Origin of the sequence: Psychrobacter sp. ASPA161_6, assembly GCF_051970285.1 — a bacterium.
Lineage (GTDB): Bacteria > Pseudomonadota > Gammaproteobacteria > Pseudomonadales > Moraxellaceae > Psychrobacter > Psychrobacter glaciei.
This window is the reverse complement of record NZ_JBEFNJ010000002.1, coordinates 354,797-370,689: the sequence shown is the minus strand read 5'-3', so window position 1 is coordinate 370,689 and position 15,893 is coordinate 354,797. Positions and strand designations below refer to the sequence as shown.

General features: G+C 43.4%; 14 protein-coding genes and 4 tRNA genes. 12 read left to right on the top strand and 6 right to left on the bottom strand.

The features are described 5' to 3' along the window. Positions 1-261: 261 nt before the first annotated feature. The 11 genes from ACTQ9T_RS07660 to ACTQ9T_RS07610 all read left to right on the top strand — a co-directional run bounded on the left by ACTQ9T_RS07660 (position 262) and on the right by ACTQ9T_RS07610 (position 9,813). On the top strand, positions 262-2,178 hold the full coding sequence (locus ACTQ9T_RS07660; protein WP_440464668.1) for a tetratricopeptide repeat protein: 1,917 nt from the start codon (positions 262-264) through the stop codon (positions 2,176-2,178). A gap of 180 nt (positions 2,179-2,358) precedes the next feature. After that, positions 2,359-3,003, top strand: coding sequence for a lipoprotein insertase outer membrane protein LolB (gene lolB / locus ACTQ9T_RS07655; protein WP_440464667.1), 645 nt, complete (start codon positions 2,359-2,361; stop codon positions 3,001-3,003). Between the two features lie 74 nt (positions 3,004-3,077). Then, on the top strand, positions 3,078-4,022 hold the full coding sequence (ispE, locus tag ACTQ9T_RS07650) for a 4-(cytidine 5'-diphospho)-2-C-methyl-D-erythritol kinase (protein ID WP_440464666.1): 945 nt from the start codon (positions 3,078-3,080) through the stop codon (positions 4,020-4,022). Positions 4,023-4,099: 77 nt separating this feature from the next. Beyond that, on the top strand, positions 4,100-4,579 hold the full coding sequence (locus ACTQ9T_RS07645; RefSeq protein WP_440464665.1) for a hypothetical protein: 480 nt from the start codon (positions 4,100-4,102) through the stop codon (positions 4,577-4,579). 214 nt (positions 4,580-4,793) lie between these two features. After that, positions 4,794-4,869 (top strand) — tRNA-Gln (locus ACTQ9T_RS07640). A 242-nt stretch (positions 4,870-5,111) separates the two neighbouring features. Continuing rightward, positions 5,112-5,187: transfer RNA gene (locus ACTQ9T_RS07635), tRNA-Gln, on the top strand. Positions 5,188-5,297: 110 nt separating this feature from the next. After that, on the top strand, positions 5,298-6,245 hold the full coding sequence (locus ACTQ9T_RS07630) for a ribose-phosphate pyrophosphokinase (protein ID WP_010196062.1): 948 nt from the start codon (positions 5,298-5,300) through the stop codon (positions 6,243-6,245). A 419-nt stretch (positions 6,246-6,664) separates the two neighbouring features. Beyond that, a complete protein-coding gene (locus ACTQ9T_RS07625) occupies positions 6,665-7,354 on the top strand; it encodes a 50S ribosomal protein L25/general stress protein Ctc (RefSeq protein WP_010196063.1) in 690 nt (229 codons plus the stop codon). A gap of 205 nt (positions 7,355-7,559) precedes the next feature. After that, positions 7,560-8,141 (top strand): aminoacyl-tRNA hydrolase, encoded by a 582-nt coding sequence (gene pth, locus ACTQ9T_RS07620; RefSeq protein ID WP_201593610.1) that lies wholly within the window; start codon positions 7,560-7,562, stop codon positions 8,139-8,141. 100 nt (positions 8,142-8,241) lie between these two features. After that, positions 8,242-8,622 carry an aspartate 1-decarboxylase gene (gene panD / locus ACTQ9T_RS07615; RefSeq protein WP_010196068.1) on the top strand — a complete coding sequence of 127 codons (381 nt, stop codon included), beginning with the start codon at positions 8,242-8,244 and terminating at the stop codon, positions 8,620-8,622. A gap of 210 nt (positions 8,623-8,832) precedes the next feature. Further along, positions 8,833-9,813 (top strand): calcium/sodium antiporter, encoded by a 981-nt coding sequence (locus ACTQ9T_RS07610; protein WP_010196070.1) that lies wholly within the window; start codon positions 8,833-8,835, stop codon positions 9,811-9,813. Positions 9,814-9,855: 42 nt separating this feature from the next. Here the strand turns inward: ACTQ9T_RS07610 and ACTQ9T_RS07605 are convergent, their stop codons facing one another. From ACTQ9T_RS07605 to ACTQ9T_RS07595, 3 genes are all read right to left on the bottom strand, one after another. Then, positions 9,856-10,509 (bottom strand): RDD family protein, encoded by a 654-nt coding sequence (locus ACTQ9T_RS07605; protein WP_352309652.1) that lies wholly within the window; start codon positions 10,507-10,509, stop codon positions 9,856-9,858. Positions 10,510-10,861: 352 nt separating this feature from the next. Further along, positions 10,862-10,938 (bottom strand) — tRNA-Arg (locus ACTQ9T_RS07600). Positions 10,939-11,114: 176 nt separating this feature from the next. Beyond that, a tRNA-Ser gene (locus ACTQ9T_RS07595) sits at positions 11,115-11,204 on the bottom strand. Between the two features lie 453 nt (positions 11,205-11,657). Between ACTQ9T_RS07595 and ACTQ9T_RS07590 the strand changes: the two genes are divergently transcribed. Next, entirely contained in the window at positions 11,658-12,464 is an 807-nt protein-coding gene (locus ACTQ9T_RS07590; protein ID WP_440464664.1) for a hydroxymethylpyrimidine/phosphomethylpyrimidine kinase, read from the top strand. 81 nt (positions 12,465-12,545) lie between these two features. On the opposite strand, the gene ACTQ9T_RS07585 is transcribed toward ACTQ9T_RS07590, so the two are convergent. The 3 genes from ACTQ9T_RS07585 to tilS all read right to left on the bottom strand — a co-directional run bounded on the left by ACTQ9T_RS07585 (position 12,546) and on the right by tilS (position 15,820). Further along, positions 12,546-13,115 (bottom strand): YggT family protein, encoded by a 570-nt coding sequence (locus ACTQ9T_RS07585; protein ID WP_010196074.1) that lies wholly within the window; start codon positions 13,113-13,115, stop codon positions 12,546-12,548. A gap of 132 nt (positions 13,116-13,247) precedes the next feature. Then, complete coding sequence (gene proC, locus ACTQ9T_RS07580; protein ID WP_189583258.1) at positions 13,248-14,078, bottom strand: pyrroline-5-carboxylate reductase; 831 nt, start codon at positions 14,076-14,078, stop codon at positions 13,248-13,250. Between the two features lie 176 nt (positions 14,079-14,254). Beyond that, complete coding sequence (tilS, locus tag ACTQ9T_RS07575; RefSeq protein ID WP_440464663.1) at positions 14,255-15,820, bottom strand: tRNA lysidine(34) synthetase TilS; 1,566 nt, start codon at positions 15,818-15,820, stop codon at positions 14,255-14,257. Positions 15,821-15,893 lie beyond the last annotated feature (73 nt).

The window sequence follows — 15,893 nt, the reverse complement described above, 5'->3', positions numbered from 1 at the left end:
GACCACCTATGGTGACTATTTGCTTGTATCTGGGCGCATGAGTAACAAATCAACTACCTGGTAGATTTTTTGGACGAATAATTGAGTAACACGGGCGCTATTGTTTATCACCTCAATCTCCTTCTATAATGTCAATCATGGGTACTGGCTACCGATGTCTATTTTAAAATCATCAGTATAAAATTGCCTTATTAATGGGTAAACAATAGGTGTACACTGCTATTTATGATTTTTTTTGAGTCATCATTTCGATCACAACTTGTGCATAACGATCAATCTAGCCTTCGCGCTTTATTACACGTCATTATTGAACGTCTATGCCAACGTTATAAGCTAACATTATCGTTGGCCATTTGTCTGTGCCTAGCCTCACCCGCTCATGCCAATCCGCTCGACCCATCAGACATTCATAATGCCACTAATAATCAATCCTCATTAAGCCAGCCTTCAGTCGCAATGATGAATACAGATGCGACTAATCGTAATACATTTTCCAATGAACCAACACAGAACGAGTCAGCAACGACAATAACAAGTGTGGCAAATGTAAATAGCTTACCACCGACGATTGCCGCACAACCGACGCTGACCGAGCCAAGCTTGTATGCGCTTTTGGATGCAGAATTTTCCGCTGATCGCAATGACACACGCCGGGCGGTGATGATTTATAAGCAGCAATCTTTTAAAGAAGATGCGACGGCAGTGTTTGAGAGAGCGCTTAGCTTATCTTTGCGTAATGAGAGTGTTGAAGATTCATTACAATTTGCCAAAACGTGGCAAGATCAAAATCCCGATCATGTACCCGCATGGTTTTATGTGGCACATTTGGCCTTGCGCGCGCACGACTATCTGTTGGCAGGTGAGACCTTAAATCGTATCTTGCGTTATGACCCTCGGGCAGACTTAAGCGAAATCCTTATCGGCATTTATCCCAATACCGATAATGACAAACGAGAATTACTCGCCGCCCTACAACCCCTTGATAGTGAACAAAATGCCTCGCTATCGGTGTTAAAGGCAGGCTTGCTATACCAATTTAACGAACCTGAAATTGCCATCGTCCATATCAATCGCGCGCTAGAGCGTCAGCCTGACTATGTGCCTTTTATTACCTTAAAAGCAGATATATTGCGCAACATAGAAAAGCCTGAAATGGTGATTAATTATGTTAGCCAATCACGTCTGCGTAATCCTGATAGCAAAAGCTTGTACCTATATGAGATTCGTTACTTACTGGATTTGAAACAAAGCGAGCAAGCGTGGCAGCTATTACTAGAGGCGCACAATCGCTTTGCTGATGATGCTGAGATCACCTTATTGGCCGCACTGGTCAGCTTGGACATTGAAGAATACCCTAGTGCTGACCGCCTACTCAATATGCTGGCAAAAAGTCCTGCTTACCTTGACCAAGCCTATTATTACCTCGGTATCAGTGCCGAGCGCCAGCAACGCTTTGATCAAGCGAAATACTATCTCAATGGTGTCATGCAAGAAGACTTAGTGCTAGAAGCACGCAAAAAAGTCGTCGCTTTTGAGTTGATTAATGATGACGTGGATGCAGCCATCGCTACCTTAGAAAAACTACGCAAAGAATTTAACGTCTTTGCGCCTGACACTTATGTACTACAAGCCGATATTTTATGGCAACAGAATGAGCCAGAGGAAGCGCTGCGGTTGTTGACGCGGGCAGCGCGTAAGTATCCTAATAGTGAGATGTTACTGTTTGCCCGTGCTCAGCTGTTAGATGATAAAGCCGACTACGTGGTCAAACGCACCTTGCTCAATCACTTGCAAGCGCTCGATCCTAACAATCTCTCTTATCAGCTTAGTTACGCCCAATTATTGCTCTCCAACGAGCGCAGCTCTGAGCAAGGGTTGGCGCTAGCGACAGCGATTATCCAAATTCGCTATGATGACCCACGTTACGATAACGAGCTACATCTGCAAGCATTGAATATCTTGGCAGGCAATGCCTTGGCCAACGAAGACTATCGCCAAGTGATCAATTACCTGCAAACCCCTTACGATGTCTTACCCACTCTACGTTCAGGGACACTATTGCTGCGTGCTTATCAAGGCCTAGGGGATAATGACAAAGTCGACGCCTTGCTCGCCGATCTACAGCAGCGCTTCTCATTTGGGCAACACAATGTTAATGACCGCATACAACTGTATTAATGACAGTTGGCGTCATTTTTAAGCAATATCTTGTATAACAAATAAGCCATAACCATTGCGCAGGCTATCAAAACCCAAGTTATCAAAGCTACAAGGCTCTTATAAGAAGCTAACAGCGACGTATAAATGGGTAACAAATTCAGCTTAAGCTATTATCTTTGTTAATTTTGAGGAAGCATCATGTCAGTATCACAAACAATCCCTTTTCCAGCCAAAAAACTAAGTCTAATGACGGCTTTGACAGCAGCCATTTTGGTGACGACTGGTTGTCAATCATTAAAGACCACCAGCGGCACAAACCAAGCTAGTAGCACCGTACAGGGACAAAGTGGCCAGCAGCCACAAAAGCTTGAGAGCTTCAATATCACTGGCAAAATTGGCGTTACGACACCTGCTAATGACACTAACGGTGCTCAAGGCGGCAGTGCCTTTTACGCATGGGGACAACAAAACGACCGCTTTGCGATTGAGTTGATAGGTGCGCTCGGGATTGGTAAGACCAACATTGAATACAATGGTCAAACGGCAACGCTAGTCAGCGAAAAAACCGGTACATTGACCGCTGACGATCCTGAAACCTTGCTCAAAAAAGCCACTGGCTGGCAAGCACCGATCTCGCAAATGCCGTATTGGGTATCTGGTCGCCCAGCGCCTTCCGACACCGCCCCTACCCTTGACAATCAAAATCGTTTGATTAGCTCAGTTAATGGTGAGTGGAATGCTAGCTTTACCTATAAAGGCAACGATAAGCTGCCTAGTAAAATCAGCGCTGCACAATCACAAGGCAATAAAGTCGTCATGACGATTGATCATCAGAATCGTTAAAGCATTGAAATATTGAGACATGTAAACGTTGAAATGTTGAAACATCCATAAATCAAATGGCGATGCAAAATAATATGAGCGCTAAAACGACCATCACTCGCTTGTCCCCAGCAAAAATCAATTTGTTTTTGCACATTACTGGTAAGCGTGCTGATGGCTATCATGACTTGCAAACCGTTTTTCGCCTTCTCGATTGGGGCGATTATTTGCACTTTTCGGTCACAGATGATGCCGTCATTTCTACGGCTGATAATCGGTTAGATGCCAATAAACTTTGTCTTCAGCTGCTGACCTTAACTGGCGCAGACGCAATAACTGCCAGTATAGATGACAATTTGATTTTTAAAGCCGCACACGCATTGCTAGCATTTGTCATAGAATCAACCAAATTACCTAAGCAATTAGCGTCAGTGCAAATTACTTTAGACAAGCATCTACCGATGGGTGCAGGCTTGGGCGGTGGTTCTTCCAATGCCGCGACGACGCTACTAACATTAAATGAGATTTGGCAGCTTAATTTAACGTGTGATGAGCTGATAAAAATCGGTGCTAAAGTGGGTGCGGACGTGCCAATCTTTATTTTTGGTCAAGATGCCATTGCGATGGGTATTGGCGAGGAGCTGACAGCGATTGACTTGCCTGAGCAGCAATACTTAGTCCTAACGCCAAACGCGCATGTGAATACCGCCAAACTGTTCGCCCACCCTGAATTAAGGCGCGATATTACGCCACTATCAATTGAGACGATTAAAAATCAGTTCAATGACTATACTCAACGTTTGAATGTGCCTTATCACAATGTCTTTACGCCAGTGGTGATGAGCCTCGCACCTGCTGTTAGAGAGGCATTGGATTATTTGCAAGGGTTAGAGGCGCAAGCACTAGGCACAGCACGCATGACCGGCTCTGGTAGCGCAGTGTTTTTGCCATTGGATGCAAGCGTTGCTACTGACAAAACACTTCTAGCAAAGTGGGTTGCGGAAGCTCCTTGTGCGGCATATATAGTTGGGAGTTTATAACTGCGCAAGTTTTTATAGATAGATGAAAAGGTAAGAGCCGCAAATACTATCAAGCCTAAAGCATTTAAGAGCAAAATATGATCACTCTCGGAAATACAGAAACTATTGCTTTTAAAATACACGAAATGGAAAAACCATTCATAGTGATAGATATTATTGTGAACTCAGTAAACATCAGTTATCAAGATAATAATTATTATGTGTTTCCACTTGTTGACAATATTAAGAAAGAAATAGAACTTATTACTAATGGCGAATTTCACCTAAGTAAGAGCTTGATCAATAAACCACGGAGCAAGCTACACGATATTTTTTATGAAAATGAAACTGGAGTTTACGATAGCAGTAGTGAGAAAACTAACTTTTTGTTCTATGACTTATCTACTAACAAATCTCTATTTTACGTTTATCAAGAAAATGAATGTCTGATATTTTTTGGGAAATTTTTTGATAGTAATAATACTATCACTTCAAGAATAAAGAAAAGTGAGTTCTTAGCTACATTGCTAAAGCTGTTGCATACAGTTGAGTCTTACGCTGCTCCTCGGAACATATAAGACTACTTTGGAAATCCCGTACCAGACACGCTAGTCTCAAGCTCACTAATATAGCCCTACGAGAGGATATCAGTAAGGCATCAATCCTTATTACCGACTTTCACCATATACCTATCGAAATCATACCGTCCTTGATGAATTAAGAATAAATAGCAGAAAAAGCCGCAAATGACTTGCAAAATCTGAAAATTTAATTATAATAGGTCGCCTCAATAGGGGTATAGCCAAGTTGGTAAGGCATCAGGTTTTGATCCTGACATCCGTTGGTTCGAGTCCAGCTACCCCTACCATTTTTTAGTACGAAGCGTTCGATAGACACTGATTATAATTGGTATTATAAATACTCACTTATTTTGATTGTCATTGACAACGTTATCCCAGTTTCGGTATAGTTCGCAATGGACACCGCTAGGGAAAAAGTTGTTTTTTAGACGGTTTAATCGTTTATGAGATAATTAACAGGTGATGACATCATTCTAAGAATAACTAGTAGTTACTATTAGATATCGGATGTTCATAGCCTAGACATTACAGGGGTATAGCCAAGTTGGTAAGGCATCAGGTTTTGATCCTGACATCCGTTGGTTCGAGTCCAGCTACCCCTACCATTTTTTACTGTAATAGTAGTCTCCAATCATTTTCACCACTCTTTTCTGAATTTGAGCAGTTTGACACTGCTTAGCGGTCGCTGCTTGAGTCAATCAATAGGACTTCTGTCATGCCTTATTTGGCGATTTTTACGGGCAATGCCCACCCAGAATTAGCAAAAACCGTAGCCGATCACCTTCATATACCTCTTGGTAAAGCTGACATCACGCGTTTTTCTGATGGCGAAATTGCCGTGGAAATCAAAGAACACGTACGTGGTAAAGATGTGTTTATCATGCAGCCTACTTGTGCACCGACCAACGACAACTTGATGGAAATCATGATGATGGCTGACGCTTTGCGTCGCTCTAGTGCTGGCCGTATCACGGCTGTTATGCCTTATTTCGGTTATGCCCGCCAAGACCGTCGCCCTCGTTCAGCTCGTGTACCTATTTCGGCCAAAGTCGTCGCTGACATGTTAAACATCGTTAGTATCGATCGTGTCATGACCGTTGATTTGCATTCAGATCAGATTCAAGGCTTCTTTGATATTCCAGTTGACAACATCTACGGTACGCCCGTACTACTCAACGACCTCAAAAAACAAGACTATGACAATATCATGGTGGTTTCACCTGACGTTGGCGGTGTGGTACGTGCGCGTGCGATGGCCAAGCAATTGGGCGATACCGACATGGCGATTATTGATAAACGCCGTGCCCGTGCCAATGAATCACAAGTGATGCACATCATCGGTGATGTCCGTGACCGTGATTGCGTCATCGTTGATGATATGGTCGATACTGCAGGCACATTGTGTAAAGCGGCTGAAGCATTAAAAGCAAACGGTGCGCGTCGCGTCTTAGCTTACATTACACATCCTGTTCTATCGGGTAATGCGCTGAAAAACATCAGCGAATCTGCGCTAGACGAAGTCGTCGTTACCGATACAATTCCGTTATCGGCTGAAGCTAAAGCATGTAGCAAAATTCGTCAGGTCAGTATTGCCCCAATGCTTGCTGAAAGCTTACGTCGTATTAACAACGAAGAATCTATTAGCGCAATGTTTGATGCCTAATTTTAAACCGTTATTGCAGTGATTTTGATAGTAAGCACTGTGACCACGAAGCCTTAATAGCAAAAAATAGAGCGTCAAGTATCATTACTTGGCGCTTTTTTTTAGGTAAGCCTTTTGTCTAGGTCTTTATTATCACAACAAAACCACGTATAATGCGCGCCTGTGCCGACCATTTATCTTATCTAAAGTGGTCGATATTACCAAAAGTGCTGATCACGCTGATAAGTAATGGCTTTTATGCTCACTATAATGACTTTTATGATCATTATAGTGATAGAAACCGTTGCTATGAGCGAATGGTTTAAGAGGCTGATTATTAATCATTAGCCATCTTAGCTATCATCACGTCTTAGTGGATCGGTCGCAAATCCACTTTTTATGACCAGACACTTTTTCATTCTTTTTATAGGATTATATCCATGAGCATTAACCATTTCGAGCTAAACGCAGTTGATCGTTCTGCTGAACAACAAGGTAAAGGTGCGAGCCGCCGCCTACGTAAGCAGAATCTAGTTCCTGCTATTATTTATGGTGGCAACGAAGAGCCTACCTCTATCTCTATCAAAATCAATGAGTTGGTAAAATCGCTTGAATTTGAAGCGTTCTTCTCACACATTTTGACCATCAATGTTGACGGCGTAGAGCATCAAGCTGTTATCAAAGATTTGCAACGTCATCCAGCTAAAGGCTTCCCGATGCATGCTGACTTCCAGCGCATTGTGAAAGGTCAAAAAATCCACATGAATGTTCCTGTGCATTTCACTGGTCGTGAAGATGCGCCTGGTACTGCTGCTGCTGGTGTACTATCAACGCTAGTATCTGACATCGAAATCATCTGCCTACCATCACTACTTCCTGAGTATCTAGAAGTAGACGTATCTGGTATGGAAATCGGTGATTTGTTCCGTCTATCAGACATCAAACTTCCTGAAGGCGTTGTCATTCATGAGCTTGAGCTAGAAGACGGCCATGACCGTACTATCGTTAACATGCAGCCACCAACGGTTGAAGAAGTTGACGAAGATGCAGCTGACGTTGATGCAGCTGACGTACCAGCCACTGAGCAAGATGCTGACGGCGAAACTGAAGACAAGAAAGACGGCGAATAATAAACCACCACTATGTAGCGACTTATCGTAGGCTACGTAGAAAAGGTTTGTTTGGTTAGAAAAACAGCAGGTGATGAATATCTCCTGCTGTTTTTGTCCGTAAGGTTTGAAAATTAGGACAACTTTTATATAGGCTAAATATTATAGAGTCGTCTTACTTTTCAAACCTTATCACTCATTTATTAAATTTAAGCAGGGTGTTTTTATGGCCATAAAACTTATTGTCGGTCTTGGTAATCCCGGTCAGCAGTATATGTTTACGCGCCATAATGCAGGATTTTGGTTCGTCCATCATTTAGCGCAGCAGTTTAATATCACGCTCGCCCCTGACAAAAAGTTTCACGGGGTAACAGGACGCGGGCAAATTCATGGGCACGATGTTCGTCTTTTGATGCCGCTGACTTTTATGAATAAATCTGGCGAATCCGTGGTACCCATGATCAATTTTTATGGCATCCACAATGATGAATTGTTGATCGCTCATGATGAGCTCGATATCCCCGCTGGTAGTATCAAGCTCAAAACCGATGGTGGTCATGGTGGTCATAATGGTCTGCGCGATATCACGCCTCACATCGGCAATGATTTTCATCGCCTACGTGTGGGTATCGGTCACCCTGGTCACAAATCTAAAGTCAGTGGGCATGTCCTTTCTAAAGCGTCTCCCGATGAGCAAATTGCCATTGATAGCGCATTAACTGCTGCCTTTGAGGCCTTGCCATTACTGCTAGGTGGTGATGTCGAAAAAGCACGTTCACAAATTAATGGCTTTAAATTACCCGAATAATATAGTGGTGCTATTATAATGGCCTTTTATTTTGGCAGTTCTGTCCCCATTAACCTTTTGATTTAGTTATTTAATATCAGTTACGCTAAGGAAGCAACCTATGCTACTTAATATGCTTAAATGCAAATTACACCGTGCTCGCGTTACCCATGCCGAGCTTCATTATGAAGGCTCATGTGGTATCGATGGTGATCTGTTAGATCTTGCTGGTCTACGTGAAAATGAATCTATCGATATCTATAATGTGACCAATGGCAAGCGCTTTCGCACCTACGCTATTCGTGCTGAAGCAGGCTCTGGTATTATCTCGCTAAATGGTGCTGCGGCGCATATGGCAGATTTGGGTGATATCGTCATCATTTGTGCTTATGCGCATTTTGATGAAGTTGAAGCCTCAACGTATCAGCCAAAACTGGTCTATTGTAATGAAGACAACACCGTAAAAGACACGGCAAATATCATCCCAGTACAAGTGGCTTAAGAAAATTACTTCAAATTTTGTTACATAAAGTATGGGTAAATACGTCATCATACAGTTGCTGTTGCTGTCAAAATCCCATTAAAATACTTGCACTTATATCGAAGCTGAATCCAGATTGTGATTCAGCTTTTTTTTATGCCATTTTTATATGATGTAAGCTTATTCAACATCTAATATCTATTTTTTATCCCTAACGAAGGAGTTATCTACATGTGGTTGGCAGTCATTGCAATTTTGATTGGTTTAGCAATTTTGGTTTGGAGCGCTGATGTTTTTATTGATGGAGCGACCGCTTTAGCCATTAAGTTACGCATGCCAAGTTTTTTGATTGGCGTGATTATATTGGGGGTAGGCACATCCGCACCTGAGATGGTCGTCTCCGTGTTGGCCGCACTAGAAGGCAGCCCTGAGCTGGCATTAGGTAATGCTTATGGCTCTAATATCATCAATATTGCTTTGGTATTGGGTGCAACCGTATTGATTAGCCCTATTATCATTCATAAAGGTGTCATAAAGCGCGATCTACCGATACTGGTAGTGATTACCGCATTGGCAGCATGGCAACTGCGTGACGGGCTGCTGAGCTTAACTGACGGGTTAGTATTATTAGGAATGCTAGTGCTCGTCTTAGGGATTCAAATCGTGCTGAGCTTACGCGAAGGCAAATCAAATGACGCCGATGCTATTACAGAAAGTTTGAGCGACACAGAGCACAATCATCCTAGCTTGATGCGTGGGTTAGGCAGTTTACTGATTGGCTTGTCAATGCTGGTAGCAAGCTCGCAAGCCATTGTCTGGGGTGCGGTAGAGCTGGCAACGTTTTGGGGCTTAAGCGAGCTAATTATCGGCTTAACCATCGTTGCGGTTGGTACATCGCTGCCTGAATTGGTCGCCAGCTTGTCCGCAGCGCGTAAAGGCGAGCACGACATGGCGTTGGGCAATATCATTGGCTCTAATATCTTTAATACCTTAGGCGTCGTTGGTCTGGCCGCCCTCATCGCCCCCATCACTGCCAATCCGATTATCTTATCGCGTGATATTTTAGCGATGGGGTTGATCACTCTATTACTCGTGGTACTGTGTGTTTTTGCCTTTATGACCAAGCGTCCATTTGGTCGCATATCTGGCGCGACCTTAGTCATGTTTTTCGTCGGCTATACTTTATGGCTGATGCAGACAGCCAACATGTAACGCTTAACGTGTGTTGACAGACTATGGCGATGATGGTGCGGTTTATTTTCCTTGCTTGCGGTTTCTAATGACCCGCCATAGTCCTTCATTCTCTGCTTTTGGCATTTTTAACGTGATGGTATTGGATAGCATATCTTGCACCGCGAGACCACGCGGGTTGAAGAAGCAAAAAGCATAATTAAAGATGAAGCCCAAAAAAGCACTGGTTAATAAGATAGCCCGCGAGCCATCGATGACACTACCAATGATGCCAAATATGAGTGGCATGATAAAGGCGGCTAAAATGCGCTTAAAGGACTGACCCCACGTCAGTAAATGACCGCTATTATTGACCGTTTTTAAGCGCCACGTCTGCATACCTAATGTCTGCCCACCACGACGCCAAAATATCCCGTAGAACCCCACCAGCGTCAGTATAAAAGACGGCGTCATAATAAAGTTTTGATACCATGTCGGCAGCGACTGCGCTTGTGAGGACTCGCTACCCGTCTCCATAGTCATAAGTGTGCCAATCACCGTCAGCAAAGTCCCTACCAAAAATAACAACGCTAAAATCAGCATCCCATCATAAAGGATCGCTGCCATACGAGTGCTAGGTTTGGCAATCGTTGGTTCTTCAATTTCAGGGGCACGAGGCATGGAGGTTTTTGGTGGCAATTTGGCTTTATTAGCCGCTTTTGACGACGATTTTGACATGATACAAGCCCATAGCAAGCGAAAAATAGAGCGCTCATTGTACCGTAATTCAGGCACTTATCGTACATTATGATGAGAGAAGACGTCAGATGCAAAAGACTGTTTATTCAAATCTAGAAGAAGGATAACAAGTAGGACATGGCTTTATAATATAAATAGTGGCTTTATAAATAGTGGCTTTATAAATAGTGGCTTTATAAATAGTGGCTTTATAAATAGTGGCTTTATAAATAGTAGTTTTATAAATAGTAGTTTTATAAAAACTGTAGACATAAAAAAACCGCCAAATTGTCATAAGACAGGCGATTATTTTAATGTTTCTTTAACTGGGTTAAAGAAGTGATAATGCAAATGGTGCGCTTGGAGAGATTCGAACTCCCGACCCCTTAGTTCGTAGCCAAGTGCTCTATCCAACTGAGCTACAAGCGCGTACTTTGCACATCATTCACTACGCAGTAAATAACTTTGTAGTAAATTAGGTTGGTCATTATATAGATAATATCGCTTGTGTCAACATATTTATTCATTAAAATCAAATTACTTTTTAAATGATAAAAAATCAACCACTAATTTTTTCGATACTACTCTAAAAACAACACTATAAATGGAGGTGAAGGAGGGATTCGAACCCTCGATACGCGCAAACGTATGGTTCCTTAGCAGGGAACTGGTTTCAGCCACTCACCCACTTCACCAAACGATGTAAGACTTTTTAAGTTCTAAAAAATAGTATTATTGCTGATAATACGTCTTATCCCGTGGGCGAGTATTATAGCAAAGCCGAAACGAATTGCAAGCGTTGTCTACAGATTTAATGCGATTTTTATCATATTTATTTGTTTACATCGCCTTATACCCTCTTGAACGACCAAAGTACCAGAGTAATCAGTAAAAACGAGGTTTAGAGCAGTCAGCCTAATCTGATACCATTCACAAAAATTAGAGTAGCAAGGAAAACGAGTGTAAGTGCTACGCATTGTAGACTAAACGAGTTTGACACCGCTAATCGTACTTTTTGGGTTTGGTATGCGTTGTTATTGATTGATGGATTGACCGTCTATACACAACCTCTAACCTGCTATGGCTTTTTTAGTAGTGGGTGTCTATAGTATTTGTTACTCATTTTAGATTATGTCAAAGGAAATATTATGCGACCAGTAGTACTGTGTTTTTCAGGATTGGATCCCTCAGGCGGTGCTGGATTACAAGCAGACATCGAAGCCATTGGTCAAGCAGGTGGTCATGCTGCCATTGCTTGTACAGCCATTACCATACAAAGCTCGCAGCAAGTTTTTGGTTTTGAAGCTTGTAGCGCTGAATTAGTCAGAAATCAAGCTATGGCAGTGCTCGATGATTTGCCAGTAAAGGTTATCAAATCGGGCATGCTCGGCACTACTGATAATATAAAAATGATGACTAGATTATTCGCTAATAAAGTTATCAAGAAACACACCTCTTTTGTACTAGACCCAGTATTGGTTGCCAATAGTGGTGGTAGCTTAGGTGACGAGCAGACGTTGGTTGCCGCTTTCAAGAAGCTGCTGCCCTATGCCACTCTAATTACCCCAAACACTTATGAACTGCGAGCCTTGAGCGGTGAGCAAGACTTGCATACAGCTGCGAAAAAACTGTGCGCACAAGGGTCTTATGCCGTATTGGTCAAAACCTCACACGATTTTGATAGCGGTGATATCGAGCAATATCTATATGTACAAGGTGATATGGTGCATAAAAGCACTTTACCACGCCTAACAGGTGAATTTCATGGCTCTGGCTGCTCGCTGGCTAGCTTTATCGCTGGACGATTGGCGATGGGAGACGTGCTTATCGATGCGGTCAAGGCAGCCGATAGCTGGATTACACAAACCCTGCGTGCGGCTGATGCTCCGCACCCTGAGGATAACCAAGCCCAATTGATACCCAATCGTTTTATAGACTTTCAGAATAATCTATAAACGATAAATAAAAAAAGACGCTCTATATTAATAGAGCGTCTTTTTTAGCGAATCTTTTCTTAGCTTTCTGTCTTTATTTTACTAGCCCAACATCGGCATAAAGCTCGCTGCCAAACCACCAATGAGCATTTCGAGCAAAATAAAAGCAAAAAAGGCGACCATAGGTGACAAGTCAAGCATGCCTAAATTTGGTGTGATACGGCGAAAGGGCGCTAAGATTGGCTCAGCCAAATTAATGATGATACCAATAATAGGATGCTCAGATTTAGTGAACACAACAATCCAGCTCACAATAATAGAGCCGATGACCAAATAGCGACACATGCGCAAAAAGTCTAATATCAAGCTGATGGTACCCGTAAAAAATAGCGGGACAGGTGCGATGCCTTTATGGGTCAGCGCGGCTTTACCAGAGATATCAATCAGGCGTATCAAAAACATCAGCACGATGGCGGCAATACTGATACGACCTTGCCCGACAGTTGGGAAAATACGCCCAAACACATCGACGATATGAGTCGCTTTGTAAGCCGGAGCAATCATCGGATTGCTAGCATCCATCCCTGCAAACTGCAGCATAAAACGGATGAAGACCAACATCATAGCGAAGGTGGTGACCAAATCAAAAATTTGAAATAACAGGTTGTTCATGAATTGCTACTCAATGGGCTTGTACGCTAATAACAACAAAATTAATAAAAGACGAATAATCGAGACCAGTATTAACCATTTATGATGACAGCCACTCTCAAAGTGGCTGGTTGTATCTGGTGGCTATTGGTATTATTTCATCTCTTCGCTAAGCGCTTGGCTACGGTCATAACAAGCTTGCATGGCTTCACCGATTTGGCGACCAATCTCATTGGCTTGCATTGATTCTACCGCAGCTTGAGTCGTACCGTTCGGTGACGTGACTTTGCGGCGTAGCTCAGCAGGCGCATCATCACTATCCATTGCCATTTTTGCCGCGCCTAGCATGGTTTGCATGGCCAATGCTGAGGCTTGTTCTTTATCTAAACCTAAAGCAACTGCCCCATCGACCATCGATTCGATGATATAAAACATATATGCTGGCGCTGACCCTGACACGGCTGTGACTGCATGCATATGCTCTTCCTCATCAACCCACATGACCAGACCCGACGCTTCCATCACCGCGGTTGCTAACTGCTTTTGTTCCGTAGAGATATCATCCGTACCATACAGACCGGTCGCACCCATCTGAATCATGGCAGGTGTATTTGGCATCGCGCGCACGATGTTACTATAGCCACCTAGCATGCCTGACAAAATATCCGTCGATAAACCTGCCGCGACCGAAATCACCAATTGCTTGTCTAACACATCGGCAAAAGCGCTCACAACCGGTTTCATCACTTGCGGTTTTACTGCCAGTACCACAATGTCAGCATCGATAATAGCAGCAGTTGCATCTACAGTGGGGTCAACCGTATTCAACCCTTTAGCAGCCAGTTGCTCGCGAGCCTCGCTACTAGGATCAGCAACAGTAATTAAACTCGGTTTGATACCGCAGCTCACAAGCCCGCTAATCAAAGCCTGCGCCATATTTCCGCCACCGATGAAGCTAATTTTCTTATTATCTAATACTGACATACATGTCTCCTACTCAAAAAATTCAAAGGTAATCAAAGTAACATAATGGCATTTAAAATGACACTCAGTTTACCATACTGCTACTACGACCGTTTGATAAATTCAAAGTACCCGTTATGCTCGTTATGCTGTCGCGCCTAATGCTATCGTTACATTAGAATGAACTCAGTAATTATTCAGACTCTCTTATTTAGGCTGAGATTACTCTCAATATATTTTGCCAACTGATTGTCGTCGAAATGAATACCTGAATGATCACTCCCTAGCACCCAACTTTCAAATGGCGATACTAGCAATAACGGCAATTCTTCATCTGTATGAATACACATTACACTAACCACTATTAAACTCTCACGTAGCCATGATGGAATGCCCAACGTTTGATACAGTTTTTTTCCTGATTGTGGGCGCGATGCCAATGCAGTCTGTAAGCGCTGCTTGCGATCTAGTGCTGTTATCTTCACTACTGTCTGTAACGCATGCTCATCTTCCGTATTGTCTAATAACTGTGTCAATGCCTGAGGTGATATCTGCAACTGCCAAGTAAAGTCGGTGCTCGTTCGTAAATGAATCGGTGCCAAATTATTCTCAGATAAGCCATTGCTAGGAATGTTGGACAGATTGGCAGGGGCTAACGTTTGGGTTTGTTCATTAAGCGGCATGTTAAGCCATGCCAACCAATCATTGCTTAGACGATAAAGCTGCTGCCGATAACGACGAATAGTATACGCATGCTTACGAGCTTGCCAAAAAAGTTCCGTTTGGTGATCATTATCATCACGTTGGCTTAGATGTAGTACATCATCGACTAGCTGCTTAGCGGGCGGCAATGGCTCATCTTGACCGAGCCAATGATGCAATAATTGACGCTTCCGATAAAGCGGTAGTTTCTGTAGCTCATCAATATTTAGCACACGCTGCGCAGGTGGTAACTGTAGCGAACTACTAGCTGTGTGATGCATGTCTTTTGCTGATTGAGCGCTGACAGTCGCTTGCGCATCGCTTAGTAGCTGCGCACTTCGAGCAATGTTATCAATGACGTTGGGATTATATTTTGTCAGTGCTGGCATGACATCACGGCGCAGTCCACTGCGTACATTGTCGCCAACATCATTGGTCGGGTCGTCGATATAGGGCAGTTTTAAATGCTGGGCATAGGTGCTAATACTGGCACGTTGGACGGTCAGCCAAGGCCGCCATAGTGCCATACGATGTGTGCCCTGCGTTTGGATGCACCACGGCTGTATGCCTGAGAGCCCATTCACCCCAGCGCCCTGAATCAGCCGCATCAATACCGTTTCTGCTTGGTCATCGGCATGATGCGCTAAGAGCAATACATCATCTTGATTGAGTTGCGCTCGCATGACACCGTAGCGTGCTTGCCGTGCCGCCTGCTCATCATGACCGTTCACTTGCGCATGTAAAATCTGACACGGTATTTTTTGCACCTCTGCCCAATCAGCGACATGTTTCGCCCAAGCACCACTATCCGCTTGCAAACCATGATTAACATGCAGTAATTGCGGTAAAAATGGCAATTTACCTTGGCGATAGAGTTGCACACACAATGCCGCCAGTGCCAATGAATCGCGCCCGCCACTACAAGCCAGCCAAAGTCGTCGACCATGCAGCTGCTCACTGTACTCAGCCAAACTGGTCAATAACGCGGTTGCTAGTGTCTCATCGACTGGCAAATCGGCAATTGATTTAATAGGATGCGAGATGATTGCGCTGCTGGTCATAATCAGCCTTATTTGTAGTTACGTTAGATGCTTCATATACTAACAGCCATAAAAAAACGCGCCATTAAATGAC